Source organism: Saccharothrix deserti, from assembly GCF_009769385.1.
Taxonomy (GTDB): domain Bacteria; phylum Actinomycetota; class Actinomycetes; order Mycobacteriales; family Pseudonocardiaceae; genus Actinosynnema; species Actinosynnema deserti.
This window is the reverse complement of the sequence record NZ_VKAB01000016.1, coordinates 216,475-242,576: the sequence shown is the minus strand read 5'-3', so window position 1 is coordinate 242,576 and position 26,102 is coordinate 216,475. Positions and strand designations below refer to the sequence as shown.

Sequence of the window (26,102 nt, the reverse complement as noted above, 5' to 3'; positions counted from 1 at the left end):
AGGTTGCCATGGCCCAACAGGAAGGTTTCACACCCGGCCGCGGTGATCCGCAGCCGCCCTCGGACCAGGCCCGGCGCACCGCACCCTCCACCGCCGAGGTGGGGGGTGCGGACCGGGTGGCCGAGTTCGAGGCCGAGGTGGCGCGGCTGGAGGGCCGCTGGCGGCGTACCGCGGCGGAGTTGGACAACCTGCGCAAGCGGGTCGCCCGTGAGGCCGAGCGGCAGCGGTGGGAGGAGCGCAGCCGGGTCGCGGCGGCCTGGCTGCCCGTGGTGGACAACCTGGAGCTGGCGTTGCAGCACGCCGACGCCGATCCGACCTCGATCGTGCAAGGCGTGCGGGCGGTCCGGGACCAGGCGCTGACGGTGCTGGCCGGGTTGGGCTTCCCCCGGCGGGACGACGTGGGCGCGACGTTCGACCCGGCCAGGCACGAGGCCGTCTCCGCCACCGCGGACACCGAGGCCGAACCGGGCACGGTCGTGGCCGTGCTGCGGCCCGGCTACGGCGAGGACGAACGGCAGCTGCGTGCCGCGGCGGTCGTCGTGGCGGCACGACCCGAGCACGGCGGGCCCGCGGGCGACGGGTCGTCCGACGGGGAGAACGGGGGGTGATCCGCGGTGGCCGGTCGCGACTTCTACGAGGCACTCGGGGTGTCCCGTGATGCCGGCCAGGACGAGATCCAGCGCGCCTACCGCAAGCTCGCCCGCCGCTACCACCCCGACATGAACTCCGACCCGGGCGCGGAGGCGCGGTTCCGGGAGATCTCCGAGGCCTACCAGGTCTTGTCCGACCCCGAGCTGCGGCGCCGCTACGACACGTTCGGGCCGGACTTCCGGCAGGTCCCCGAGGGCGTCGACCCGGAGACGTGGCGCCGGGCAGGCGCGCGTGCCCGACGCGGCGCACCCACCGGGGCGGGACCGTTCGGCGACCAGGTCTGGGTCAGCACCGGACCGGGCTTCGAGACGGATTTCGACACGGGTTTCGGCTCACCGTTCGGCTTCGGCGTCGAGGACCTGTTCGGCGGGATGTTCGGCCAGGGCCCGCGCCGCACGGCCAGGCAGCCGGTGCGCGGCGCGGACCAGGAGGCCGAGCTGGAGCTGACCGTCGAGGAGGCCTACCGGGGCGGGCAGCGCTCGATCACCTTGTCCGGGCCGGACGGGCCGCGCACGCTCCAGGTCAACATCCCACGCGGCGTCACGGACGGTCAGCGGATCCGGCTGGCCGGCCAGGGCGGGCGCGGTGGCGGCGGCGCCGCGCCGGGCGACCTGTTCCTGGTGGTGCGGCTCGCACCGCACGACCGCTACCGGGTCGAGGGCCGTGACCTGCTGGTGGAGCTGCCGCTGGCGCCGTGGGAGGCGGCACTGGGCACCACCGTCGCGGTGGACACGCCGGGTGGTCAGGCCAAGGTCAAGGTGCCACCGGGGACGTCGAGCGGACGGCGGTTGCGGTTGCGCGGTCAGGGCCTGCCCGACCCGCGCGGTACGGCCGGTGACCTGTTCGCCGAGGCGCGGATCGTGGTGCCGGCCACGCTCAGCGAGACCGAGCGGCGGCTGTTCGCCGAACTGGCCGCCACCTCCGCGTTCGACCCGCGCACCACCACTTCGGCGAGGAGTCGGACATGACCTACGCCCTGATCCGCTACCACCACGACCAGCTCGGGTGGCTGGACCTGGAGTCGTTCGCCCACGCCGCGGGCGCCCATCCGGAACTGGTCACCCGCCTGGTCGCCCTCGGCCTGCTCGAACCCGACCGCGACCGGGCCGGTGCGTTGTGGTTCGGCCCGGCGCACCTGGTCCGGTTGGCCCGCATCCAACGGCTGCGCGCGGACTTCTCGGTCAACTACGCCGCCCTCGGCCTGGTCCTCGACCTGCTCGACCGGGTGGCCGACCTGGAACGCGCGGTGCGCCTCGGGTGACGACACCGGCGGCGAGGAACTCGAGATCGTTCGTGGAGGTTGATCGTGGACACCGAGCGTCTGACCCAGAAGTCCCAACAGGCTTTGCACGACGCGCAGACCAAGGCGTTGCGGTTCGGGCACACCGAGACCGACGGGGAACACCTGCTGCTCGCCCTGCTGGACGACCCCGAAGGGCTCGCGCCACGCCTGCTCGACCAGGCCGGTGTGGTTCCGGACGCGCTGCGCACGGCGTTGGAGGCGGAGCTCGGCCGTCGGCCGCGGGTCTCCGGTCCGGGCGCCGCGCCGGGCCAGGTGTTCCTCACCCGCCGCCTGGCCGACCTGCTGGACACCGCCGATCGGGAAGCCAAGCGCCTCAAGGACGAGTACGTCTCGGTCGAACACCTGGTGATCGCGCTGATCGAGGAAGGCTCGACCACGGCCGCGGGCAGGCTGCTGCACGAGCACGGCCTCACCCGTGACCGGTTCCTCCAGGTGTTGACCGCGATCCGCGGCCACCAGCGGGTCACCTCCGCCATGCCCGAGGTCGCCTACGAGGCGTTGGAGAAGTACGGCCGCGATCTGGTCGCCGACGCCGCCGCGGGCAAGCTGGACCCCGTCATCGGCCGTGACGGCGAGATCCGCCGGGTGGTCCAGATCCTGTCCCGCAAGACCAAGAACAACCCGGTGCTGATCGGTGATCCCGGTGTCGGCAAGACCGCGATCGTGGAAGGACTCGCGCAGCGCATCCACCGCGGCGACGTGCCGGAGGGGCTGCGCGACAAGACCGTCTTCGCGCTCGACATGGGATCGCTGGTCGCCAGCGCGAAGTACCGGGGTGAGTTCGAGGAGCGGCTGAAGGCCGTGCTGAACGAGGTGAAGGCGGCCGAGGGCCGGATCCTGCTGTTCGTGGACGAACTGCACACCGTGGTCGGCGCGGGCGCGGCCGAGGGCGCCGTGGACGCGGGCAACATGCTCAAGCCCATGCTGGCCCGCGGTGAGCTGCACATGATCGGCGCCACCACCGTGGACGAGTACCGCAAGCACGTCGAGAAGGACGCCGCGCTGGAACGGCGTTTCCAGCCGGTGCTGATCGACGAGCCGGACGAGGCCGACGCCGTCTCGATCCTGCGCGGCCTGCGGGAACGGCTGGAGATCTTCCACGGCGTGAAGATCCAGGACAGCGCGTTGGTCGCGGCGGTCGTGCTGAGCCACCGCTACATCTCCGACCGGTTCCTGCCGGACAAGGCGATCGACCTGGTGGACGAGGCCTGCGCGATGCTGCGCACCGAGATCGACTCCATGCCCGCCGAGCTGGACGAACTCACCCGGCGGGTGATGCGGCTGGAGATCGAGGAGGCCGCGTTGGCCAAGGAGACCGACGAGGTGAGCCGGACCAGGCTGGCCGAGTTGCGCAAGGAACTGGCCGATCTGCACGCCGAGGCCGACGCCATGCGCGCGCAGTGGGAGGCCGAGCGGTCCGCGCTGCACAAGGTGCAGGCGCTGCGGCAGGAGATCGAGCAGGTCCGGCTGCAGGCCGAGCGGGCCGAACGGGACTACGACCTCAACCGCGCCGCCGAACTGCGCCACGGCAGGCTGCCGGAACTGGAACGCCGGCTCGACGCCGAGGAGCAGCACCTGACGTCCAAGCAGGGTGGCCGGCGGCTGCTGCGCGAGGTGGTCACCGCCGACGAGATCGCGGCCATCGTGTCCCGCTGGACGGGCATCCCGGTGGCCCGGCTCCAGGAAGGCGAACGGGACAAGCTGCTGCGCCTGGACGACATCCTGCACGAGCGCGTGGTCGGCCAGGACGAAGCCGTGACGCTGGTCGCCGACGCCATCATCCGCGCCCGCTCCGGCATCAAGGACCCGCGCCGGCCGATCGGGTCGTTCGTCTTCCTCGGCCCCACCGGCGTCGGGAAGACCGAGCTGGCCAAGACGCTGGCGGCGGCGTTGTTCGACACCGAGGACAACATGGTCCGCCTCGACATGAGCGAGTACCAGGAACGCCACACCGTCAGCCGACTGGTCGGCGCACCGCCCGGCTACGTCGGGTTCGAGGAAGGCGGTCAGCTCACCGAGGCCGTGCGCCGCAAGCCGTACTCCGTGGTCCTGTTCGACGAGATCGAGAAGGCGCACGCGGACGTGTTCAACACGCTGCTCCAGGTCCTGGACGACGGGCGGCTGACCGATGCCCAGGGCCGCACGGTCGACTTCCGCAGCACCGTGGTCATCATGACCTCGAACATCGGATCCGAGTACCTGCTGGAAGGGGCGACCTCGGCGGGCGAGATCAAGCCCGAGGCGCGGGAGCGGGTGATGGCGGCGCTGCGCGGCCACTTCCGCCCCGAGTTCCTCAACCGGGTGGACGACATCGTGCTGTTCAAGCCGTTGACCGAGGCGGAGATCGAACGCATCGTGGAGTTGATGGCGCAGGAGCTGCGGGGTCGGCTCACCGAACGCCGGATGACCCTCGACCTCACCGACGAAGCACGGCACTTCATCGCCCGACAGGGGTTCGACCCGGTGTACGGGGCCCGCCCGCTGCGCCGGTACCTCGCCCGCGAGGTGGAGACCCGCATCGGCCGTGCCCTGCTCGGCGGCGACGTCCACGACGGCGCGACCATCCACCTCGGACTCGCCGACGGAACGCTGGCCGTCACCTACGACGATCCGGACCGCGGTCCGGGTGCGGATGCTCCTGACAGCACACCGACCTTTGCCGGCGCATGACGCATCACCACTGGAAGGAGCTGAACGACGATGCGTCGCTACTACAACGGACTGAAGACCGCGCTGCTGCTCGGTCTGCTCACGGCACTCATCCTCACCACCGGCTACTGGCTCGGCGGCGGTCCCGGACTCGTCCTCGCCACGGTGCTGTCCCTGGCGGTGAACGGGGCCGCCTACTTCTGGTCGGACAAGCTCGCGCTGCGGGCCATGGCCGCCCGACCGGTCACCGAAGTCCAAGCACCGCAGCTGTACGCGATGGTGCGCGAACTGGCCACCGCCGCCGGCCGGCCCATGCCGCGGCTGTACATCAGCCCGATCGCGCAGCCCAACGCCTTCGCCACCGGCCGCAACCCGGTCAACGCCGCGGTCTGCGTCACCGAGGGCATCCTGCGCCTGCTCACCCCACGCGAGCTGCGTGCGGTGCTCGGCCACGAACTGTCCCACGTGTACCACCGCGACATCCTCATCTCCAGCGTCGCCGCCGCGCTCGCCGGCATCATCACCTCGCTGGCCAACCTCGCGCTGTTCCTGCCGCTCGGGTCCGGTGACGACGAGGAGGCGCCCAACCCGTTGGCCGCGCTGCTCATGCTCATCCTCGGGCCGCTGGCCGCCGGCCTGATCCAGCTGGCCATCGGCCGCAGCCGCGAGTACCAGGCCGACGCCGACGGAGCACACCTGTCCGGCGACCCGTTCGCCCTGGCGAGCGCCCTGGACAAGATCGAGCACGGCGTCCGGCGCCTGCCGTTGCCCGCCGACGCGCCGCACGCGTCCCGGGCGCACCTCATGATCGCCAACCCGCTCACCGCCGGCGGCATGGCCGCGCTGTTCCGCACCCACCCGCCGACAGCCGACCGGATCCGCCGCCTGCGGCACTTGGCCGCCGACCGCCGCACCCACCTGCCGCGTCGTGTCCACAGCACACCGTTCCCCGACGTGACGGTGCCGACCCCGAGGTACTTCCGACGGCCATGACCAGGAAACGGAGGATCAGCGCGGCGGTGGCGGCGGCGGTCATCGCGCTGTCGGCGTGCACCGCGGAAGACGCCACCGCACCAACCGGAGGCGAACCGGTCGTCACCGCCCCGACCCCGGCCGGGGCGGACGCCGGTTTCGCCGACGTGGTCGAACGGATCGGGCCGAGCGTGGTCACCGTCCAGGCCGGTGAAGGCCTGGGCAACAGGTGACGATCACGCTGGCCCGCGGTGACGCAGACCAGCAGATCACCCTGACCATCGGCTCCCGAACCAGCTGAAGCCCGCCCGCCGGCGGCCCCGCTGGTGCGGAGCCGCCGGTGCGGTCGCCGCTCAACGACCGCCGAGGGCCGTGCGCCGTTCCATGACCCACGTCGCGATCTGCGTGCGCGAGGTGAACCCGAGCTTGGACAGGATGTGGTCCACGTGGGATTCGGCGGTGCGCTGGGAGATGACCAGCGCGGCGGCGATCTCGCGGTTCGTCCGTCCTGCCGCGATGAGGTCGGCGATCTCGGCCTCACGGCGGGTGAGCACGTCCGAGGTGGCCGCGGCGGCGGCGGTCTCGCGGCGTCGTTGTTCCGGCAGCGCCAGCGCCACCGCTTCCTCTGGCGAGCACGCGGCACCGGCGTTGTAGTGCCGGGCGAAGAGCTCGGGACCCAGCTGTGCGCGTACGTGAGTCTCGACCTCGTCGTGGGCGAACCGGTGCATCGGGTCGTGCGCGATGTTGGCGCCGCTGTGCCTCACCACCGACATCGCCGCGCCCAGCAGCGTCGCGGCCCGCTCCCACCGGTGGTTGGCCGCCTCGCACCAGGCGATGACCTCGACGCAGAGGGCCAGGCCGGTCTGGTCGTCGACCGGCTGCCGCAGCCGGATGCTCTCGTACAGCAGCGGCAGGGCGTCGTCGGTGTCGCCGCGCCGCCAGAGGAGCACGCCCTGGAGCCACAGCGCGTAGGACCTGGACCAGTCGGCCCCGTGCTGTTCGCAGAACGCGAGGCACCGCCGCACGCGTTCCTCGGCCTGCTCGTCGTCGCGGTGCAGGCTGATCAGGGCCAGCTGGAACATGCAGTCGAACGCGCAGTGGAAGTGACCGGGGCCCGCCCGCAGGTGCCATTCGAGAGCCTTCTCGAACAGCCGCTCGGACTCGTCGACGTCACCGTGCATGAACGCGGCCAGGCCCTGGCACTGCCAGATCTTCGGGTAGAAGATGTTGGTCCGGTCCAGCTGTTCGGCCAGCGCGCGGCACTCGGCGAGCATGCGCTCCGGCGCGCCCTCCTCACCGAGCAGGATCGCGAGGAAGCTGCGCACCCACAACGCCTTGGCGCGCACCGCGCTCGGCTCCTGGTCGGCCGCCAGCGCCCGGTCCAACCAGGTCAGGCCCTCGCGCAGGTACCCGGACGAGATCCAGTGGTAGGTCGGGCCCGCGACTTCCAGCGCGGTGCACCCCTCGTCCGCGTTGAGGCAGAACTCGATGGCGGACCGCAGGTTGGCGTGGTCGGCGCGCAACCGCAGCAGCCAGTCGACCTGCTGCGCGCCGAAGCACTCCGCCTCGTACCGCATCGACAGCCGCCGGTAGTGGTCGCGGTGGCGTTGGCGGACCTCGTGCTCGCGCCCGGACTCCGCCAGCTTCGCCAGGCCGTAGGACTGGATGGTCTCCAGCATCCGGAAGCGCGTGCGGTCGTCCTGCAGGTGCGTGAGGCGGTCGATGACGGACTTGTCCAGCAACGCGGCGACCAGGCTGACCACGTCCTCGCGCGGCACCTCGTCGTCGACGCACACGGCCTCGACCGCGTCGAGGTCGAATCCCCCGGTGAACACCGACAGCCGCGTCCACAGCGCGCGTTCCTGCGGGGAGCACAGCGAGAAGCTCCAGTCCACGGCGGCCTGGAGGGTCCGCTGGTTCGGACGTGAGCCGCGCCGTCCGCCCGACAGCAGCCGGAACCGGTCCGACAGCTGGGCGAGGATCTGCTCGGGCGTCAAGGCGGCCACCCACACCGCGGCCAGCTCGATCGCGAGCGGCAGCCCGTCCAGCTTCCGGCAGATGGCGACCACGGTGTCGCGGTTGGCGTCGGTCAGCTCGAAGCCGGGTGCGGTGGCACGTGCGCGCTCGACGAACAGCTGCACGGCTTCTTGGCGGCTCCCGCCCTCCGGTGTGACCGGGAGCGGGTCCACGTTCATGAGCTGCTCGCCGTCGACACCGAGCCGCTGCCTGCTGGTGTTGAGGACCTTCACCGAGGGCGCGACCGGCAGGATGGTGTCGAGCAGGTACGCGCAGGCGTCGGGCAGGTGCTCGCAGTTGTCCAGCACGAGCAGGAGCTGTTTGTCGGACAGGTGCTCGGCCAGGCGGGCGGTGGGGGAGGGGGACTCGTCGCGCAGCCCGACGGTCCCGGCGACGGTGCGCGGGAGCATCCCCGCGTCGGTGAGGTGTGCGAGTTCGACCAGCCACACGCCGTCGTGGAAGGCGCGGCGGAGGGAGGCGGCGATCTGCAGCGCGAGCCGCGTCTTGCCCACTCCTCCGGTGCCGGTCAAGGTGAGCACCCGGCTCGCGGACAACAGGCCCTTGGCCGCCGCGATCTCCTGGTGCCGCCCGATGAAGCTGGTCAAGGGCGCAGGGAGGTTGCCGAGCTGTCGTGTTCGATTATTGATGACGGTCATGGTGACGAACCTTCTCGGAACCGCATGGTGGTCCCGTCACGTTCAGTATGCGCTCCTGCTCGTGCCCTTGGTATCGTCGAACGGTTGCGAATGCGAATACACCGGGGCGTGGCCGGCCGTCCTCACGGCCGCCGAGCAGGTTGCGGTGACCGTCCCGAGTCGACGGTCTACACACCGTGCAACATTGTCTGCCATGACATTGCACTGCGCCGTGCTCGACGACTACCAGGGCGCCGCCCCGACCCACGCGGACTGGACGCCTCTCGCGGGACGGGTGGAAGTGCGCGTGCTGCGCGAACACCTGGCGGACCGGGACGAGCTCGTCGTCGCGATCGCGGACTGCGAGGTCGTCGTGGCCATGCGGGAGCGGACACCCTTCGACGCGGAACTCCTGCGCCGCCTGCCCCGGTTGCGGCTGCTGGTGACGACGGGCATGCGCAACGCGTCCATCGACCTCGCCGCAGCGGCTGCCGCGGGGGTGACCGTCTGCGGCACGGCCAGCAGTTCCACCCCGCCGGTGGAACTGACGTGGGCGCTGATCCTGGGGCTGGCCCGGCACCTGACGGTCGAGCACCGGGCACTGCGCGAGGGAGGCCCGTGGCAGTCCACAGTGGGCCACGACCTGCACGGCCGGACACTGGGGCTGCTCGGGCTCGGCAAGATCGGCAGCCGGGTGGCCCGCGTCGCCACGGCGTTCGACATGCGGGTGCTCGCCTGGAGCCCGCACCTCACCGCCGAACGCGCGGCCGCCGCGGGGCGGAACTGGCCGACAGCAAGGAGGACCTGCTGCGACGCGGTGACTTCGTGTCGATCCACCTTGTGCTCTCCGAGCGCACGCGTGGCCTGCTCGGGGAAGCGGAACTGCGCGCCATGCGGCCCCACGCCTACCTGGTCAACACCTCCCGCGCGGGGCTCGTCGACCGGACGGCTCTGCTCCGCGCCCTGAGGGAGGGCTGGATCGCCGGGGCCGGCCTCGACGTCTTCGACACCGAGCCGCTGCCCGCCGACGACCCCCTCCGCTCGCTGCCGAACGTGCTCGCCACACCGCACCTCGGCTACGTCACCGAGCAGAACTACCGCACGTACTACGGCGACGTCGTGGAGGACATCGCCGCCTTCGTCGACGGCGACCCGATTCGGCAGCTGCGAGCCGGTTGAGGTCGCATCCCCAGGTCGTCTCCCTCCATCAGGTCCCTCGATCAGGTTTATTCGTTTGCCGTGGTGAGTCCACTCCATTACTATAATGTGCGCGTTTATTTGAGCGCACGATCTCCGAATTTGATGGAGGATTCGAGACATGCGGCGACTCGTTGGTGTTGTCCGGCCCAGTGCCACTTCCCACACCTTCGAGGACCTTCATGGCGACTCAAACCCTCAACCTGGGCATCCTCGCGCACGTCGACGCGGGTAAGACCAGCCTCACCGAGCGGCTGCTGTTCGACAACGGCGCCATTCCGACGCTCGGCAGCGTCGACGGCGGCAACACCCAGACCGACGCCGGTGAACTGGAGCGGCAGCGGGGCATCACCATCCGCTCCGCCGTGGCGTCCTTCGCGCTCGGGGACCTGCAGGTCAACCTGGTGGACACGCCGGGGCACCCGGACTTCATCGCCGAGGTGGAGCGCGCGCTCTCCGTGCTCGACGGCGCCGTCCTGGTGATCTCGGCGGTCGAGGGCGTCCAGGCCCAGACCAGGGTGCTCATGCGGTCCCTCAAGCGCCTGCGCCTGCCCACGCTGATCTTCGTCAACAAGATCGACCGGATGGGCGCCCGCTACGACGACCTGCTGGCCGACATCCGCAGGAGGCTCACGCCCGCCGTCGTCCCGGTGGTGCGGGTCGACGGGCTCGGCACGCGTGGAGCGGCCGTGGCCCTCCGGTCGTTCGCCGACGCGACCTTCTCCACCGAGGTGGCCGAACTCCTCGCGGACAACGACGAGGAACTGCTGAGCCGATTCGTCTACGACACCATGCCCGCGCACGAGGGAATTCGCGAACAACTCGGGGAGCTGACGTCCGAAGGATTGGTGCACCCCGTCTTCTTCGGATCCGCGATGTCGGGCGCGGGCACCGGTGAACTCACCGAGGGCATTCGGGAATTCCTCGTGCGCCGCGGCCACCCGTCGTCCGACGACGGCACCCGCGGCACGGTCTTCGCCATCGAACGCACCGGCAAGGGGGAGAAGGTCGCGTATCTGCGGCTGTTCTCCGGAAAGCTGCACGAACGGCAGCGGGTGACGTTCCACCGGCGTGACGCCGGGGCCACCGAGGAGTACAGCGGGCGCATCGCCGGACTGGAGGTCGTCGGCGCGGGCGACAAGGGCGGCGGCGTGCGGTCCCGGCCCGGACCGCTCACCGCCGGCAACATCGGCAAGCTGCGCGGCCTGCCCCGGGTGCGCGTCGGCGACCGGGTAGGAGAGGAGGACGCGTCGCGACCGCGGGCGCACTTCTCCCCGCCGATCCTGGAGTCGCTCGTCCGGCCCGAGCAGCCGGGCCGGGAAGTCGAACTCCACGCCGCGCTGACCCGGCTCGCCGACGAGGACCCGCTCATCCGGACCCGCACGGTCGCCGGCGGCGCCACGTCGGTGCTGCTCTACGGAGCGGTGCAGAAAGAGGTGATCGCGGAACGGCTCAAGCGCGAGTTCGGTGTCGAGGCGGTCTTCGAACAGGTCCAGCCGGTGTACTTCGAACGACCGGCCGGCCGGGGCGAGGCGGTCCACGAGTTCGCGCCGCGCGGCCCCAACGAGTTCTGGCAGACGCTCGGCGTGCGCATCGAGCCCGCACCGCGCGGCACGGGGAACACCTTCACCCGCGAGGTGGAGTCGGGCGCGCTGCCCAGGGCCTACCACCGCGCGATCGAGGACGCCGCCGTGGCGACGCTCCAGCAGGGCCTGTACGGCTGGGAGGTGACCGACTGCGCGGTGACCATCACCCACATCGGCTACGAGCCGCCGATGACCGTGGCCGCGGCCTTCCGCAACCTGACACCCCTGATCCTGATGCGGGCGTTCAAGGCGGCGGGCAGCGCCGTCTACGAACCCAGCTACACCATCGAGGTGGAGGTGCCGGACGACGCCCTGAGCGGCGTGATCGGTTTCCTCGTGTCGCTGGGAGCCGACCTCGGGCAGGCGGCGGAGTCCGGATCGGGCTGGGTCGTGCCGGCCGAGATCGCCGCCAGATCGCTGCGGGACCTCGCCATCGCCCTGCCCGGCCTCACCCACGGCGAGGGGACGATCTGGTACGAACCCGGCAGCGACCGCCGGGTCCGCGGCACACCTCCCACCCGTGAGCGGTTCGACGGCAACCCGCTCGACCACGACGAGTACATGCGTTATCTGTCCAACAGGAACCTGGCGGCGAAGACGATGTCCTAATTGGACTTCGGTCGGACGTGGCTGCCGACGTGCGGTCAGGGCGGCGGTGGTTCGCCCGGCCGCACCAGGCCGTTCTGGTAGGCGATGACGACGAGTTGGGCGCGGTCGCGGACGCCGAGCTTGGTCATCGCGCGGTTGACGTGGGTCTTCACCGTCAGCGGTGAGAGGTGGAGGGATTCGGCGATCCGGTCGTTGGACAGACCGTGGGCGACGAGGACGACGACCTCGCGTTCGCGGTCCGTGAGGTGCTTGAGCGCGGTGGTGGTGGCCTGCGGTGGTGCGGCGGCCTCCGGTTGGTTGAGGACGTGGAGGACGAGCCCGCGGGTGGCTTTCGGCGAGAGCATCGCGTCGCCCGTGGCGACGACCCGCACGGCGTGGATCAGCTCGTCGGGACCGACGTTCTTGCCGAGGAACCCGCTGGCGCCGGCGCGCACGGCGAGCAGGACGTTCTCGTCGTTCTCGAACGTGGTCAGCACCAGGACCCGGACGCCTGCGAGGTCGTCGTCGGCGGCGATGCGGCGGGTGGCTTCGATGCCGTCGACCTCGGGCATGCGGATGTCCATGAGGATGACGTCGGCGCGGGTGGTGCGGGCCAGGAAGACGGCTTCGCGCCCGTTGACGGCCTCGCCGACGACTTCGATGTCCGGTTCGGAGTCGAGGATCATCTTGTAGCCGGCGCGGATGAGCGCCTGGTCGTCGGCGAGCAGCACGCGGATGGTCATGACACGGCCTTCAACGCCGGTGCGGGCAGTTCGGCGTGCACGGTGAACCGCCCGTTGGGGCCCACCTGGGCTTCTAGAGTGCCGCCCGCGGCGGCGGCGCGTTCTCTCATGCCGACGATGCCGTACCCGGATTGGGCGGGCGTGCGTTCCGCGGCGACGGTGTTGACGACGTCGATGGTGATGCCCTCGGGGGTGTAGGTGATGGTGAGGCCGGCCGTGCCGGTGCCGTACTTGTGGGCGTTGGTGAGCGCTTCCTGCATGATGCGGTACGCGGCGAGGTCCACCACGGCGGGCAGTTCCCTGGTCACGCCGATCTGCCTGCGTTCGACGGTGAGACCGGCGGCGGCCAGCGCGTCGACCATGTCGGCGAGGCGGGACAGCCCGCGCACCGGTTCGGTGGAGGAGTCGGGGTCGTCGTCGGACTGGCGCAGGACGCCGACGATCGAGGAGAGCTCGCTGAGCACCGTGTCGCAGGCGGTGCGGATGTGGGTGAGCGCACGGTTGGCCTGTTCCGGCTGCCGGTGCAGGACGTGGCTGGCGGCGCCGGCCTGCACGTTGATGACGGCGATGTGGTGGGCCACCACGTCGTGCAGTTCACGGGCGATGCGCAGCCGTTCCTGGATGACGCGGCGGCTGGCTTCCTCCTCGCGGGTCTGCTCGGCGCGGTGGGCGCGCTCCACGACCTCGGCGACCCAGGCGCGGCGGCTGCGCGCGGCGTCACCGACGGCGGTGGCCATGCCGATCCAGGCGACGATCCCGATGCTCTGGGGAGACCAAACGGACCCCGTGCTGCCGAATGCGTCCACCAGGTACATGACGACGGCGACCGCACCGGCGGTCGTCCACGCGACGCGGCGGCTGGTGCGCGAGGCCGTGGTGAAGGCTGCGATCACGACGGCGACGAGCAGGATGACCTGTCTGACGCCGGTGGTGGCGACGAGCACGGTCACGGCGGCGGCCGTGGCGACCAGCGTGTGCTGCGGCCACTTGCGCCGCAACGTGACCGCCAGCAGCACGACGACCAGTGCCGCGATGTCACGGCCGGTGATCACGCCGTCGTGCCGTTCACCGACCCCCTTCAGCTCACCGACCACGCCGGCCACCACCAGGAGACAGCCCAGCGCGGCGTCGACGACCAGCGGGTGGTGGCACATCCACCCGCGGATCCCCGACGTCTTCGTCGACTCCATGGCGGTCACCGTACGTGCATGGTGACCGGGACGCCGACGAGGACACCGGCGGACGTGTCGTCGTACCGGCGGTTCGGTTCCTCCCGGTAGGACGGTGACGCGGCGCCGGACCCGGCCGACGCGACGGACAGCAGGTGGACCCCGATCACGGCGGCGAGCGCGGCGACGAGGGCGAGCAGCACGCTGTTGACGTCGGTGCCCAACCGCTCACCGAGCAGCACCACGCCGATCGCCGCGGCGGACACCGGGTTGGCGATGTTGCTGATCGCCAGCGGAGCACCGAGGCCGCTGCGGTAGGAGCGCTGGGTGAAGAACACCCCCGCCGTGGCGAGCGCGGCGATGGCCACGACCGCCGCGAGGACGTCGAGCCGGAGCAGGGCGTCGAGGCCGTCGGTGGTCACGTGCACGGCGACGGTCTGGCTGACCGCCGACGAGACACCGAACGCCGTGCCGCCCGCCACCGCGGACCAGAGGCCGGACGCGCCGGCGGCTCGGCCGCGGTAGCCCAGGAGGATCAGCGCGGCAGCGGTCACCGACAGCAGACCGGACAACTGGCCGCCGGACAGCGCCACGGCGCCGTGCCCGGAACCGGTCGACAGCAGCAGCCCGAGCAGGCCAGCCACGACCAGCGTCGTGGCGACGGACTCGGTGCCGGTGATCCGACGCCGTTGTGCCACCGCACCCATCGGCACCGCCAGCGCCAGCGTCAGCACACCGAAGGACTGCACGAGCACCAGCGGGCCGTACGGCAGGGCGACGACGTGCAGGACCGCGCCCAGACCGTTGAGCCCGATCGCACCCCACCACAACGGCGTGCGGACCAGGGTCCGCGTCGGCCGGTCGGCCAACCTCTGCTGCACCACCGCGCCGAGCGCGTAGGCGAACGCCGAAGCCACGCACAGCGTCACGGCCAGTGCCGTCCCGGTCGGATCCATGCGGATCACGCTAGGCATTCGAGCCGGCGGACACGTCCTCCAGCGACGGTAAGCGCGGCACCGCCGACCTACCACGAACGCAGTACTCCGATTGTCGCAGCTGTCTGCCGCCGGACGACGCGGACGAGCCGCCCTGTCGAGCATCGTTGAGGCCGTCAAGCGCTACCGCGGCGGAACAACGCCGCCGGCACAACCGCGAGGACCAGGATGATCGAACTCCAGCAACTCACCAAGAAGTACGGCGACAAGGTGGCCGTGGACGGCATCAGCGCCACGGTCCGGCCCGGTGTCGTCACCGGCTTCCTCGGACCCAACGGGGCGGGCAAGTCCACCACCATGCGGATGATCGTCGGCCTCGACCGGCCGACCTCCGGCACCGCGCTGGTCAACGGGAGGCCCTATGCCGCGTCCCGCGCACCCCTCGCCGAGGTCGGCGCGCTGCTCGACGCCAAAGCGGCCGACGGCGGACGCACCGCCCGCAACCACCTGCTCGCGCTCGGCGCCACGGTGGGCATCGGCAAGCGACGGGTGGACGAGGTACTGGCCTCGGTCGGCCTTACCGAGGTCGCGCACAAGTCGGCGGGTTCGTTCTCGCTCGGCATGGGGCAGCGCCTCGGCATCGCCGCCGCGTTGCTGGCCGACCCGGAAGTCCTGATCCTCGACGAACCCGTCAACGGTCTCGACCTCGACGGCATCCAGTGGATCCGCGCCCTGCTCACCGAACTCGCGGACGAGGGCCGCACGGTGCTGCTGTCCTCCCACCTCATGAGCGAGATGCAGCTGGTCGCCGACCACCTGCTGGTCATCGGCCAGGGCCGCATCCTGGCCGACACCTCGATCGAGGGCTTCATCGAGGAGTCCTCGGGCGGCAGCAGGGTCGTCGTCGCCTCGCCGGACGCCGGCGCGCTGGCGCGGCTGCTCACCGGGGACGGGGTCGTCCTGACCACCCGGGAGCCGGGCCGGTTCGAGGTGCGGGACCTGACGGCGGCCGAGATCGGCGATGTCGCCGCCGAACACGGACTCAGGATCCACGAGCTGACCCCCGTCACGGCCTCGCTGGAGTCCGCGTACCTCGAACTCACCCGAGACCGGGTCGAGTTCACCGCGACCGCCCAGCACCCCGCTCGCACCGATCGCACCGCTCGCACCGCGCGCCCCGCCACCGACGACACCACGAAGGCCGCCTGATGACCACCACACTGGAGATGCCGCCCCGTCCGGCGGAGACGACTTCGACCGCCACCCCCACCACCGCGCACCGCCAGACCCTGGGCCGGGCGATCCACTCGGAGTGGATCAAGATCCGCAGCCTGCGCAGCACCTGGATCGGCATGGCCACCGTCGTCCTGGTGATGATCGGCCTCGGCTCGCTGTCCGCGGCCGTGTCGACCGGGTCCGTTGCGGCGCCGGGGGACGGCGGCGGCCCGCTCGGCGGCGGCGGTCCTCTCTCGACCGTCCTGGCCGGAGCCGACTTCGCGGTGCTCCTGATCGGTGTGCTGGGTTCCCTGGCCGGCGCCCGCGAGTACAGCTCGCGGATGATCTCCGCCACGGTGGCGGCCGTGCCACGGCGTTGGCAGGTCGTCGCGGCCAAGGCGATCGTCCTCGCGGCCGTGGTGATCCCGACGGCGCTGATCGGCGTCATGGGCGCGTTCGGCGCGGGCATGGGCATCCTGTCCGCCAGTGACGCCGCCACCGTGGCCCTCACCGACGACGGTGTGCTGAGGTCGGTGCTCGGCATGGCCGGGTACGTCACCGCGATCGCCCTGCTCGGCCTGGGCCTGGGCATCCTGCTGCGCAGCACGGCGGGCAGCATCGGCGCCGTGGTCGGCGGGATCATGGTCCTGCCCACCGTGGCCGGGGCGTTGTTGCCCGACAGTTGGGACACTGTCCTGCGGTTCCTCCCCAGTTCCGCCGCATCGTCGTTCACCACCGTGATGTCCGCGGGGGACAGCACCCTCAGCGCGGGCGCCGGAGTCGCGGTCCTCGCCGCGTGGGTCGCGGCGGCGCTCGGCGCGGCCGCCTTCGCCATCACCCGCCGCGACGTGTGACACACCCCCGAGTCGATCCGGACAGCACCGTGGAAGAGGAGCTCCATGCGCGGCGACGACCTGGACCGCTGGGTCTTCAGCGCCCTCTACAGCGACACCGGCATGGTGGTCGCCGCGCTCGAAATCCTGGTGCACGACGAGTACACCAAGGCGCCGTCGACCTCCGGGAAGGTCGGACTCGTCGCCGCTGCCCGGCGACACCGCGGTCCACCGGGTGCGCGGTCCCGTGAACGGCGGGGTCCACTCGTCGAACGGCGAGAAGGCGGCATCGAGCCGGTCCAGCGCTCTGGAACGGGTGTTCGAAGCGGCGGCGATCCTCGGCTGACGCTTTCCCGGATGTCCGCTCACCGGTGGACGGTAGGGTCGCCTCACGGTAGCGAACCGTGAGGGTTTTCCATGCGAATCGACCACATCATCTACGCCGCACCGGATCTCGAGGCCGCGGTGGCCGACCTCGGGACGCGCCTTGGTGTTCACGCGGCCGGCGGCGGACAGCACCCTGGCCAAGGCACTCACAACAAGCTGCTCGCCCTGGGGCCCGAGACGTATCTGGAGATCGTCGCCCCTGATCCCGACCAACCCGAACCCGCCGGTCCGCGGCCGTACGGCGTCGACGGCGTCACCCGCGGCGGCCTGGTGGGTTGGGCTCTCGGTTGCGACGACATCGCGGACGCTCTCGGCAAAGCCCGCGCCGACGGCTTCGACCCGGGCGACGTGATCGAGGGCCACCGATCCGCACCGACCGGCACCCTGCTGCGATGGCACCTCACGCGCAATGCGCTGACCGCCGGCGTCATCCCGTTCCTGATCAGCTGGGGCGACACCCCACACCCGGCGGCCTCGGCACCCGCGGGGCTCGTTCTGGAGTCCCTGCACGTAGAGCATCCGGACCCGGCGTCGGTCACGGGGCCGCTGCACGCCCTCGGCGCCCGGGTGGAGGTCCGTCCGGCGCCGAAGCCCGCGCTCGTCGTCCGAGTCCAGGGGCCGAGTGGCAGTACCGAGCTTCGATGAAGGACACCAACGCAGGGTGACGACTTCGCCACTCCGGCTAGTCCACTTCGGACCGACAGCGCGGCGGCCGGCCGGCGGTCACGTTCGCCGGGACGCGAGCCCGTTCGGGCGCCGTAGGTGCGACCTTGAGCCGGAAGGCGCACCCTGATGGGTCGAGGGGGTCCACCGCGGACGGGAGACGGTCATGAAGTTCATCCAGCTGATCGAGTACGAGACCCACAAGCCCGAGGAGATCAGCCGCCTGCTGGACCGCTGGCGCGAGGAGAGCGGCGACGAGTCGACCGTGACGAGGACGGTGCTGACCGCCGACCACGACCGCCCGAACCGCTACATCTCGATCGTCGAGTTCCCCTCCTACGAGGAGGCGATGCGCAACTCCAACCGGCCCGAGACCGACCGGTTCGCCAAGGAGATGGCCGCGCTCTGTGACGGCCCGGTCCAGTTCCGCAACCTGGACGTGAACCGGGAGGAACTGGTCTAGGCGGCCACCGGCACGCGCCGTCGGCCACCGAGCCGCAGCGCGGTCACCCACGGTGACCGCCCGCAGGGCCGGCGGCGCACCGCTCACACCTGGTGCGCGCCAGGCCTGCCCGACTCGACGACGAACGACGCGAAAACCGATTCCGGGGCGTCACGGCGGCTGACGGTCGAGACGGTCCTGAGATCGGCGCGCAGCTGCGAACCGTCCACCTGGCAGCGGACGTAACCTCGGCGGTCGCCGTCGAAGAACTTGATGTGGGGGTTGTGCTTGATCATCGGACCGTAGTACGGCCCGTACACCTCACCGTCCCCATTGGACGAGATCGACGTGCCGACGAACTCGGTGCCGACGACCGGCGACGAGGGCCGGTCGAAGTCCCGGTGGATGTCGTTGACGAACGTCGAGTGCCAGTCCCCGGTGACCACGACCGGGTTGTCGACCCGGTGCCGGACCCAGGTCTCGGTCAGCCGGTTGCGAGCGGCCGGGTAGCCGTCCCACGCGTCGTGCCACAACCGGTTGCCGGTCGCGCCGTCGTGGTCGAGGCGGCCCAGCATCACGTTGCTGCCCAGGATGTTCCACCGCGCGCGCGAAGCGGCCAGCCCGTCGAAGAGCCACTTCTCCTGCGGGAAGCCGAGCATCGTCACGTTCGGGTCGTAGCCGCCGGTGCACGCGTCGGCCTCACCCCAACCGCAGGGCGGCACGCTTCGGTACTGCCTGCCGTCGACGATGTCCAGCTGCGCGAGCCTGCCCCAGTGCAGACGTCGGTAGATCCGTGCCTCGTCGAACGCGGCCAGGCGAACGGGCTGGTGTTCGTACCACGCCTGATATGCCGCGGCCCGCAACGCGGTGATGTCGCCCGCGTGCTCCTGACGCGTGCCCGCGTAGTCGTTCTTGACCTCGTGGTCGTCCCACGTGACGGCCCACGGGAACCGGGCGTGCGCCAGCTGGAGATCCGGGTCGCTCTTGTAGAGGGCGTACTGCATCCGCCAGCGTTCCAGATCCTGCGGCGCCGACCTCAGCACGTCCGGCGTGCTGGTTCGCCGGTAGCCGCCGTCCGCGGGGATGCCGCCCTCGTAGACGTAGTCGCCCAGGTGCACCACGAGATCGAGGTCGTCGCGGGCCATGTGCTGGTACGACGGGTAGTAGCCGCTCGCCCAGTCCTGGCACGAGGCGAACGCGAAGGCCAGCGAGCCCCCGGAGGCGCCGGGAACGGGCGCGGTGCGCGTGCGCCCGACCGGTGAGACGTCGTCGCGGTACCGGAAGCGGTAGAACCACTCCCGGTCCGGCGCCAGGCCGTCGACCTCGACGTGGACGGAGTGCGCCAGCTCCGGCACCGCCCACGCGATGCCACTGGCGGCGATCCGGCGGAACCCCTCGTCCTTGGCGACCTGCCACTCGACCGGCACCTTGGTGCGCGGCATACCCCCGCCGGGCTCGAACGGCTCCGGTACGAGCCGCGTCCACAGCACGGCGCCCGTCGACGTCGGATCCCCGCTGGCGACGCCGAGCCGGAACGGGTGGTTCCCGCCGCCGGGCCGCGGTGACCCGGCCGCGCGGTCGGCGGGCACCTGGGACAACGCGGCCGCCCCGGCCACAGTCGAAACCGCGGCGAGGAACTGCCGCCTACCCATGGAGGTCGTCACGGCGCAATGTCTAACCTGCGCCAATGGACAACAGGGAAGCGCCAGGTGAACAGGTGCGATGAGGACACCGCGGAAGTGGTCAGCGACGTGCTTCCTCCAGCACGGCACGCTCCAGCACGGCAAGTCCCTCGTCCAGCAGCGCGTCCGGGATCACCAGCGGCGGCAGCAACCGGATGACGTTCCCGTAGGTCCCGCAGGTCAGCACGACCACCCCCGCCCGGTGGCACGCGGCGGCGACCCGTGCGGTGAGGTCCGCGTCGGGCTCCGTCGAGCCGGGCCGGACGAACTCGACGGCGAGCATGGCGCCACGACCGCGCACGTCGCCGATGACGTTCGTGACCTCGGCGAGCGCACGCAGCCGTGCCACGGCGAACGCCTCGATGCGTGCCGCCGCACCGGCCAGGTCGCGCGACCGCATGGTGTCGATCGCCGCCAGCGCGGCCACGGCGGCGACCGGGTTGCCCCCGTACGTGCCGCCCAGCCCACCGGCGTGCACCGCGTCCATCACGTCGGCCCGACCGGTCACCGCGGCCAGCGGCAGACCGCCCGCCATGCCCTTCGCGGTGGTGATCAGGTCCGGCACCACACCCTCGTGCTCGGCGGCGAACCACGCGCCGGTGCGGCAGAACCCGGTCTGGATCTCGTCGGCCACCAGCAGCACGTCGTTCGCGGCGCACCAGTCGGCCAGCGCGCGCAGGAAGCCCGGCGCGGGCACCACGAACCCGCCCTCGCCCTGGATCGGCTCGATCAGCACGGCCGCCACGTTCTCCGCGCCGACCTGCTGCTCGATCCGGCTCGTCGCGCGCTCCGCCGCCTGCGGCCCGGTCATCCCGGCCGGGTCGCGGAACGGGTAGGACATCGGCACCCGGTGGACCTCGCCCGCGAACGGGCCGAAGCGGTGCTTGTACGGCATGTTCTTCGCCGTCAGCGCCATCGTCAGGTTGGTGCGCCCGTGGTAGGCGTGGTCGAACACCACGACCGCGGGACGGCCGGTCGCGTGCCGGGCGATCTTCACCGCGTTCTCCACCGCCTCGGCGCCCGAGTTGAACAGCGCCGACTTCTTGGCGTGGTCGCCGGGGGTGAGGGCGTTGAGCTGCTCGCACACCGCCACGTACTCCTCGTACGGCGTCACCATGAAACACGTGTGGGTGAAGCGCTCCACCTGCCGCCGGACGGCGTCGGCCACCGCGGGCGCCGGGTTGCCGACGGAGGTGACGGCGATGCCCGACCCGAGGTCGATCAGCTCGTTGCCGTCCACGTCGACCAGCAGTCCGTCGGCGCCGTGGTCGACGAAGGCGGGCAACGTGCTGCCGACACCGGCGGCCACCGCGTCCGAGCGGCGGGATTGCAGGGCGCGCGAGACGGGCCCCGGGATCTCGGTGCGCAGCCGGTTCACAGCGGTTGTCGTGGTCATGGGCCCAGCATCGGCCCCGCCGGCCGGGTGGCCCAATGGCGTAATCGGCTAGATTGAGCCCTCAACCTGGCCGGATCGGCGGTGGTGCGGATGCCGATGACGCTCGGCGGGCTCGTGCGGGAACGGGCGCTCGGCCTGCGGGTGGTCGCGGGTCACGACCTGCTGGACCGCCCGGTCGGGTGGGTCCACGTCAGCGAGCTCGACGACCCGACGCCGTTCCTGGAGGGCGGCGAGCTGCTGCTCACCACCGGTCTGCGGGTCGACGCGGACACCGACTTCCCGACGTTCGTGGCACGGCTGGTCACCCGTGGTATCGCCGGGTTGGGCTTCGGGACGGGACTCGGCCACGACACCGTGCCGTCGCCGCTGGTCAAGGCCGCCGACGAGGCCGGGTTGCCGCTGCTCGACGTGCCGAGGCGCACGCCGTTCATCGCCATCAGCAAGGCCGTGTCCGCCGCCGTGGCCGCGGACGCGTACGCGACGGTCACGGCGACGAACGCGGCGCAGCGGGAGCTGACGACCGCGGCGCTGTCCGGTCCGGAACGGGTCGTGCGGCGCCTGTCCCGGCTCCTGGAGGGCTGGGTGCTGCTGCTGGAGCGGTCGGGGGCGGTGCTGGCCGCCGCACCCGCCGCCGCCACGAACCGGGTCACCGCGCTGTCGGCCGAGCTGGACCGGCTGGGCCGCGGCGTCGCCAGCGCCGGGTTCACGCTCGGCGAGGACCACGTCGCCGTCCACGTCCTGGGCAACCGCAGCGTTCTCGTCGCGGGGCGCGCGGCGCCGCTGGACCGGGTGGGGCAGCAGGTCCTGGCCGCCGCCGCGTCGGTGCTCACGCTGACGATCGCGCGGGCGGGCGACCTCGACACGGCCCGACGCCGGCTGCGCGGCGCGGTGCTGCGCCTGCTGGTGGCCGGTCACCGCGACCTCGCCGCCGACCTGCTGCCGCTGCCCGACGAGCCGGTCGTGGTGCAGGTGTTCACCGGTCAGGCGGAGCACCGCGCGCGTGGGCTGGAACTGCTGGAGGGCCGTGAGGTGTTCTGCGCCGAACTGGACGACCAGCTGGTCGTCGTGACCTCGGGCGAGACCGCCGAGGCGGTGACCGGTCTGCGCGGCGGCGTGTCGGGGCCCGTCGGCTACCGGGACTTCGATCACGCGCACCGGCAGGCCGTCCAGGCCGCGGAATCGGCGCACGCCGGCGGACTCGTCCGGTTCGGCGACGTGGTGGGCGCCGGGATGCTCGGCCTGCTGCGCCCCGAGGCCGCGCACGCGTACGCGCTGTCGCTGCTGGCCCCGGTCATCGAGCACGATCGCAACGGCCGCGGCGACCTCATCGTGTCGCTCACCGAGTGGCTGCGCCGGCACGGGCAGTGGGACCCGGCGGCGGCGCGGCTGGGGGTGCACCGGCACACCCTGCGCAACCGCATCGGCAGGATCGCCGAACTCACCGGCCGGGACCTGGACTCGCCGGGCACCCGGGCGGAGTTCTGGTTCGCCCTGCAACTCCTCGACGACCCGGCGGACCGGCCCGGTGACATGCCGGAAACACGGCCCTGACCTGCACCGAGCCGAACTGTCCGGTTCGGACAACGGCCCGGCGCGACTTCGACGGAATGTCCACTGTCACCCCGGCGACGGCCCTCCCAGACTGATCGGCAACCAACCGGTCGCTCTCAACGCGGGAAGGAGGGCCGATGTCGCAGGACCTGCAACCCTCGCTGCGCAAACGGCACCTCAGCATGATCGCCATCGCCGGGGTCATCGGCGCCGGGCTGTTCGTCGGCAGCGGTGCCGCGATCGGCACGGCGGGCCCCGGTGTGCTCGTCTCCTACGCCGCCGCCGGCCTGCTCGTCGTGCTCGTGATGCGGATGCTGGGGGAGATGTCCGCGGCCAACCCGGACACCGGCAGCTTCTCCGCCTACGCCGAACGCGCCATCGGCCCGTGGGCCGGGTTCACGATCGGCTGGCTGTACTGGTGGTTCTGGGTCGTCGTGGTCGGCATCGAGGCCACCGCGGGCGCGGCCATCGTGCACCGCTGGGTCCCCGCCGTCCCGCAGTGGACGTGGGCGCTCGCGTTGACGGTCGTGCTGACGTTGACCAACCTTTACTCGGTCCGGTCGTTCGGCGAGTTCGAGTTCTGGTTCGCCGGCATCAAGGTCGCCGCGATCACCGTGTTCCTCGTCCTGGGCGTGGCGGCGATCGTCGGCCTGATGCCGAACGTCGACTCGCCGGGTCTCGACAACCTCACCGGTCACGGCGGCTTCTTCCCCCACGGCACCGGTCCGGTCGCCGCCGCGATGCTCGTCGTGGTCTTCTCCTTCTTCGGCGCGGAGATCGCCACCGTCGCGGCGGGGGAGTCGGCCAACCCCGTGCAGGCCGTGCGCACCGCGGTGCGGTCGGTGGTGTGGCGCGTCCTCGTCTTCTACATCGGTTCCATCGCCGTCGTCGTCACGCTGATCCCGTGGAACGACGCCGGTGTCGCCAAGAGCCCGTACGTCGCGGTGCTGGACGCCATCGGTCTGCCCTCGGCCGCGGTGGTCATGGACGTCGTCGTGTTGACCTCGGTGCTGTCCTGCCTGAACTCCGGCCTGTTCACCGCCTCCCGGATGGTGTTCTCGCTCGCCCGCCGCGGTGAGGCCCCCACCGCGTTGGGCCGGGTCTCGCGGCGCGGGGTGCCGACCGCCGCGGTGCTGGCGTCCACTGTGGTCGGTTTCGTGACGGTGGTGCTGAACTACCTCTCGCCGGACACGGTGTTCCTGTTCCTGGTGAACTCCTCGGGCGCGGTGGCGGTGTTCGTGTGGCTGGCCATCGCGGTGTCCCAGCTGCGGATGCGGCGGCGCCTGGAGCAGGAGACGCCCGATCGGCTGACGTTGCGCATGTGGGGCTACCCGTACCTGACGTGGGCGACGATCGTCGGCATGGTGGGTCTGCTGGTGGGCATGCTGTTCGACGCCGGGACCCGTTCCCAGCTGTTGCTGAGCCTGCTCGTCGCGGCGGTCGTGGTGGTGGTCGGCGTCGTCCGCGGCCGTCGCGGCGCGCCACGGCCGGTGGAGGTGCCGGAAACCGTGTGACCACGGGTCCGACGGAAATCTCGTTCAGGGGTCGGCGGGCTCGGTGAGAACCAGGCCCGCCGGCCCCTGAAACGACGACCCTCCCGCCACGCTCGGCGGGCCACCCGCCAGGACAGTCCACTATGGACTTCCGGGGGATTCGAGCACAACGCTGTCCGAGGACCTCGGTTGAGCGCCCTGTGGCGACACGACCGGTCGGGTGGCGTCACGGGTGATCCCCCTGCCTGTCGACGTGAACGGGACGGGCAGAATCCGAGCATGATCCGTCGATCAAGAACGACCCCCCTGCTCCTCTCCCTGTCACTCGTTCTCGGTCTCGCCGCCGGAGCCGCCGCCGACGTCGCGGACCCGCTCACGACGGACCTCGACCGCATCCTCGGTGACCCCAGGCTCGCCGCCTCCGCGGTGGGCCTGGTGGTGCGCGACGCCGGCACCGGCGACCTGCTGTACAGCCGTTCGGGGCGCACGCGCTTCCAGCCGGCGTCGACCGCGAAGGTGGTCACCAGCGCGGTCGCGTTGGACGGTCTCGGGCCCGACTACCGCTGGAACACCTATCTCGCCACCACCGCGGCCGTGCAGGGCACGGAACTCACCGGCGACCTCTACCTGCGCGGCACCGGCGACCCCACCATGCTCGCCACCGACTACGACGACCTGGCCGCGCAGCTGGCCGCCACCGGCGTGCGGACCGTTCGCGGCGGGCTCGTCGCGGACGACAGCTGGTTCGACTCCGTCCCGTTGGGCACCGGCTGGGCCTGGGACGACGAGCCCTACTACTACAGCGCCCAGACCTCGGCGCTGACGATCGCGCCGGACACCGACTACGACTCCGGTTCCGTCATCGTCAACGTCTCGCCCGGTGTCGCGGGCGGCCCGGCGCAGGTGCGCGTCGACCCGCCGGTGGAACTCGACATCCGCAACACCGCCACCACGACGGCGGGCGGCGACGGCGTGTACGTGCAGCGCGCGCACGGCTCCAACGTCGTGTACGTGGGCGGCTCGATCGCGCCGGGCTCTTGGCCCCACGCCTCCTACATCTCCGTGGACGACCCGACCACGCTGGTCGCCGGCCTGTTCCGCAAGTCCTTGGCGGCCAAGGGCATCACGGTGACCGGCGGGACCGCGTTCCGGGCGACCCCCGCGTCGGCGCGGGTGCTGGCGACCCACCGGTCGATGACGCTGCGCGAGCTGCTGGTGCCGTTCTTGAAGCTCAGCAACAACATGCACGCCGAGGCGCTGATCAAGTCGCTGGGGCGTGAGATCAACGGGGAGGGCACGTGGCCGGCGGGCGTGCGGGCGCTGGAGTCCCTGCTGCCCGGTCTGGGTGCGGACCCGCTGACCATGAACATGTTCGACGGGTCCGGCATCTCCAGGATGGACGTCCTCTCACCTGACCTGTTCGTGGCGGTCCTGAGGTCGGCGCGCACCAAGCCGTGGTTCCAGAGCTGGTACGACGCCCTGCCGATCGCCGGCAAGTCGGCTCGGCTGGAAGGCGGCACCCTGCGCAACCGGATGGCGGGCACGGCGGCGGCGGGCAACGTGCACGCCAAGACCGGCTCGATGTCCGGGATATCCGGCCTCTCGGGCTACGTGACGAACGCCGACGGCCGCAAGCTGGTGTTCTCGCTGATGATGAACAACTTCGTGTCGTCCGTGCCGAGGGACATCGAGGACGCCATCGCGGTCCGCCTGGCCTCCGACCGCGCGGGTCAGGCGCAGCCGGGCGTCCAGGCCAGGCGTCTGAACACGGACAAAGCGGATCCGAGGCAGGACTTGGAGTGCTCTTGGACGAAGTCGTGCTGACCTGAGGTCCGACCGGCTCCACGTGGGGGCCCATCCGGGCGTCGACCGGATGGGCCACCGCGCAGAGCGGCGAACGCCGACCTGGTCAGCGACACCGTGGATTGGTACTTTCGACCTGCCATGCCGACGGTTCGGTCGATGCCCGGTAGCGGGGCGTTCCGGCGGTCCGCGG

General features: G+C 71.5%; 20 protein-coding genes and 1 pseudogene. 15 read left to right on the top strand and 6 right to left on the bottom strand.

Annotated features, from left to right (window positions below):
- Positions 1-8: 8 nt before the first annotated feature.
- Genes FM051_RS26325 through FM051_RS26300 form a run of 6 tightly spaced genes read left to right on the top strand, consistent with a single transcriptional unit; the run spans position 9 to position 5,808 of the window.
- Positions 9-608, top strand: a complete 600-nt coding sequence (locus tag FM051_RS26325) for a nucleotide exchange factor GrpE (RefSeq protein WP_158847842.1) — start codon at positions 9-11, stop codon at positions 606-608.
- A gap of 6 nt (positions 609-614) precedes the next feature.
- A complete protein-coding gene (locus FM051_RS26320; protein WP_158847840.1) occupies positions 615-1,619 on the top strand; it encodes a DnaJ C-terminal domain-containing protein in 1,005 nt (334 codons plus the stop codon).
- Positions 1,616-1,912: a chaperone modulator CbpM gene (locus tag FM051_RS26315; protein ID WP_158847838.1), complete on the top strand. Its 297-nt coding sequence runs from the start codon at positions 1,616-1,618 to the stop codon at positions 1,910-1,912. Before FM051_RS26320 ends, FM051_RS26315 begins: the two co-directional genes overlap by 4 nt.
- A 45-nt stretch (positions 1,913-1,957) precedes the next feature.
- Positions 1,958-4,624 carry an ATP-dependent chaperone ClpB gene (gene clpB / locus FM051_RS26310; protein ID WP_158847836.1) on the top strand — a complete coding sequence of 889 codons (2,667 nt, stop codon included), beginning with the start codon at positions 1,958-1,960 and terminating at the stop codon, positions 4,622-4,624.
- 30 nt (positions 4,625-4,654) lie between these two features.
- The gene (gene htpX / locus FM051_RS26305) at positions 4,655-5,596 is read left to right on the top strand and encodes a zinc metalloprotease HtpX (RefSeq protein ID WP_158847834.1); all 942 of its coding nucleotides are present in this window, start codon (positions 4,655-4,657) and stop codon (positions 5,594-5,596) included.
- A complete protein-coding gene (locus tag FM051_RS26300) occupies positions 5,593-5,808 on the top strand; it encodes a hypothetical protein (protein WP_158847833.1) in 216 nt (71 codons plus the stop codon). Before htpX ends, FM051_RS26300 begins: the two co-directional genes overlap by 4 nt.
- A 120-nt stretch (positions 5,809-5,928) precedes the next feature.
- Here the strand turns inward: FM051_RS26300 and FM051_RS26295 are convergent, their stop codons facing one another.
- Positions 5,929-8,196, bottom strand: coding sequence for an ATP-binding protein (locus tag FM051_RS26295; protein ID WP_158847831.1), 2,268 nt, complete (start codon positions 8,194-8,196; stop codon positions 5,929-5,931).
- A 250-nt stretch (positions 8,197-8,446) separates the two neighbouring features.
- Here FM051_RS26295 and FM051_RS26290 point away from each other — a divergent pair.
- Both FM051_RS26290 and FM051_RS26285 read left to right on the top strand, forming a co-directional pair.
- A pseudogene (locus tag FM051_RS26290) lies at positions 8,447-9,405 on the top strand (D-2-hydroxyacid dehydrogenase family protein).
- A 200-nt stretch (positions 9,406-9,605) separates the two neighbouring features.
- Positions 9,606-11,618 (top strand): elongation factor G, encoded by a 2,013-nt coding sequence (locus FM051_RS26285; protein ID WP_158847829.1) that lies wholly within the window; start codon positions 9,606-9,608, stop codon positions 11,616-11,618.
- Between the two features lie 35 nt (positions 11,619-11,653).
- On the opposite strand, the gene FM051_RS26280 is transcribed toward FM051_RS26285, so the two are convergent.
- From FM051_RS26280 to FM051_RS26270, 3 genes are read right to left on the bottom strand one after another with little or no spacing between them, the layout of a single operon-like run.
- Positions 11,654-12,340, bottom strand: a complete 687-nt coding sequence (locus tag FM051_RS26280; protein ID WP_158847827.1) for a response regulator transcription factor — start codon at positions 12,338-12,340, stop codon at positions 11,654-11,656.
- Complete coding sequence (locus FM051_RS26275) at positions 12,337-13,530, bottom strand: sensor histidine kinase (protein WP_158847825.1); 1,194 nt, start codon at positions 13,528-13,530, stop codon at positions 12,337-12,339. The genes FM051_RS26280 and FM051_RS26275 overlap by 4 nt, the downstream gene beginning before the upstream one ends.
- A 5-nt stretch (positions 13,531-13,535) precedes the next feature.
- Positions 13,536-14,465, bottom strand: a complete 930-nt coding sequence (locus FM051_RS26270; protein ID WP_158847823.1) for a DMT family transporter — start codon at positions 14,463-14,465, stop codon at positions 13,536-13,538.
- Positions 14,466-14,672: 207 nt separating this feature from the next.
- Here FM051_RS26270 and FM051_RS26265 point away from each other — a divergent pair, with 207 nt between their 5' ends.
- The 4 genes from FM051_RS26265 to FM051_RS26250 all read left to right on the top strand — a co-directional run bounded on the left by FM051_RS26265 (position 14,673) and on the right by FM051_RS26250 (position 18,005).
- Positions 14,673-15,653, top strand: a complete 981-nt coding sequence (locus FM051_RS26265) for an ATP-binding cassette domain-containing protein (RefSeq protein WP_158847821.1) — start codon at positions 14,673-14,675, stop codon at positions 15,651-15,653.
- Positions 15,653-16,513, top strand: a complete 861-nt coding sequence (locus tag FM051_RS26260) for an ABC transporter permease (RefSeq protein ID WP_158847819.1) — start codon at positions 15,653-15,655, stop codon at positions 16,511-16,513. Before FM051_RS26265 ends, FM051_RS26260 begins: the two co-directional genes overlap by 1 nt.
- A 396-nt stretch (positions 16,514-16,909) precedes the next feature.
- Positions 16,910-17,524 (top strand): VOC family protein, encoded by a 615-nt coding sequence (locus FM051_RS26255; protein ID WP_158847817.1) that lies wholly within the window; start codon positions 16,910-16,912, stop codon positions 17,522-17,524.
- A 184-nt stretch (positions 17,525-17,708) separates the two neighbouring features.
- A complete protein-coding gene (locus tag FM051_RS26250; RefSeq protein WP_158847815.1) occupies positions 17,709-18,005 on the top strand; it encodes a hypothetical protein in 297 nt (98 codons plus the stop codon).
- 83 nt (positions 18,006-18,088) lie between these two features.
- Here FM051_RS26250 and FM051_RS26245 read toward each other — a convergent pair whose 3' ends face one another.
- Together FM051_RS26245 and gabT are read right to left on the bottom strand one after the other, a co-directional pair.
- Positions 18,089-19,648, bottom strand: coding sequence for an alkaline phosphatase D family protein (locus FM051_RS26245; protein ID WP_202919031.1), 1,560 nt, complete (start codon positions 19,646-19,648; stop codon positions 18,089-18,091).
- Between the two features lie 79 nt (positions 19,649-19,727).
- Positions 19,728-21,062 carry a 4-aminobutyrate--2-oxoglutarate transaminase gene (gabT, locus tag FM051_RS26240; protein ID WP_158847813.1) on the bottom strand — a complete coding sequence of 445 codons (1,335 nt, stop codon included), beginning with the start codon at positions 21,060-21,062 and terminating at the stop codon, positions 19,728-19,730.
- A 90-nt stretch (positions 21,063-21,152) separates the two neighbouring features.
- Here gabT and FM051_RS26235 point away from each other — a divergent pair, with 90 nt between their 5' ends.
- The 3 genes from FM051_RS26235 (at position 21,153) to dacB (ending at position 25,930) form a co-directional block, all read left to right on the top strand.
- A complete protein-coding gene (locus FM051_RS26235; protein WP_238412658.1) occupies positions 21,153-22,613 on the top strand; it encodes a PucR family transcriptional regulator in 1,461 nt (486 codons plus the stop codon).
- 137 nt (positions 22,614-22,750) lie between these two features.
- Positions 22,751-24,127, top strand: coding sequence for an amino acid permease (locus tag FM051_RS26230; protein WP_158847809.1), 1,377 nt, complete (start codon positions 22,751-22,753; stop codon positions 24,125-24,127).
- A gap of 258 nt (positions 24,128-24,385) precedes the next feature.
- Entirely contained in the window at positions 24,386-25,930 is a 1,545-nt protein-coding gene (gene dacB / locus FM051_RS26225) for a D-alanyl-D-alanine carboxypeptidase/D-alanyl-D-alanine endopeptidase (RefSeq protein ID WP_158847807.1), read from the top strand.
- The last annotated feature ends 172 nt before the right edge of the window (positions 25,931-26,102 follow it).

Excerpts from the sequence above, each read along its gene's own strand:
- FM051_RS26260 (WP_158847819.1), top strand. The coding sequence starts at position 15,653 with ATGACCACCACACTGGAGATGCCGCCCCGTCCGGCGGAGACGACTTCG.
- FM051_RS26265 (WP_158847821.1), top strand. The coding sequence starts at position 14,673 with ATGATCGAACTCCAGCAACTCACCAAGAAGTACGGCGACAAGGTGGCC.
- FM051_RS26315 (WP_158847838.1), top strand. The coding sequence starts at position 1,616 with ATGACCTACGCCCTGATCCGCTACCACCACGACCAGCTCGGGTGGCTG.
- FM051_RS26285 (WP_158847829.1), top strand. The coding sequence starts at position 9,606 with ATGGCGACTCAAACCCTCAACCTGGGCATCCTCGCGCACGTCGACGCG.
- FM051_RS26235 (WP_238412658.1), top strand. The coding sequence starts at position 21,153 with ATGCCGATGACGCTCGGCGGGCTCGTGCGGGAACGGGCGCTCGGCCTG.
- FM051_RS26230 (WP_158847809.1), top strand. The coding sequence starts at position 22,751 with ATGTCGCAGGACCTGCAACCCTCGCTGCGCAAACGGCACCTCAGCATG.
- FM051_RS26255 (WP_158847817.1), top strand. The coding sequence starts at position 16,910 with ATGCGAATCGACCACATCATCTACGCCGCACCGGATCTCGAGGCCGCG.
- dacB (WP_158847807.1), top strand. The coding sequence starts at position 24,386 with ATGATCCGTCGATCAAGAACGACCCCCCTGCTCCTCTCCCTGTCACTC.
- htpX (WP_158847834.1), top strand. The coding sequence starts at position 4,655 with ATGCGTCGCTACTACAACGGACTGAAGACCGCGCTGCTGCTCGGTCTG.
- gabT (WP_158847813.1), bottom strand. The coding sequence starts at position 21,062 with ATGACCACGACAACCGCTGTGAACCGGCTGCGCACCGAGATCCCGGGG.
- FM051_RS26300 (WP_158847833.1), top strand. The coding sequence starts at position 5,593 with ATGACCAGGAAACGGAGGATCAGCGCGGCGGTGGCGGCGGCGGTCATC.
- FM051_RS26325 (WP_158847842.1), top strand. The coding sequence starts at position 9 with ATGGCCCAACAGGAAGGTTTCACACCCGGCCGCGGTGATCCGCAGCCG.
- FM051_RS26280 (WP_158847827.1), bottom strand. The coding sequence starts at position 12,340 with ATGACCATCCGCGTGCTGCTCGCCGACGACCAGGCGCTCATCCGCGCC.
- FM051_RS26250 (WP_158847815.1), top strand. The coding sequence starts at position 17,709 with ATGAAGTTCATCCAGCTGATCGAGTACGAGACCCACAAGCCCGAGGAG.
- FM051_RS26270 (WP_158847823.1), bottom strand. The coding sequence starts at position 14,465 with ATGGATCCGACCGGGACGGCACTGGCCGTGACGCTGTGCGTGGCTTCG.
- FM051_RS26275 (WP_158847825.1), bottom strand. The coding sequence starts at position 13,530 with ATGGAGTCGACGAAGACGTCGGGGATCCGCGGGTGGATGTGCCACCAC.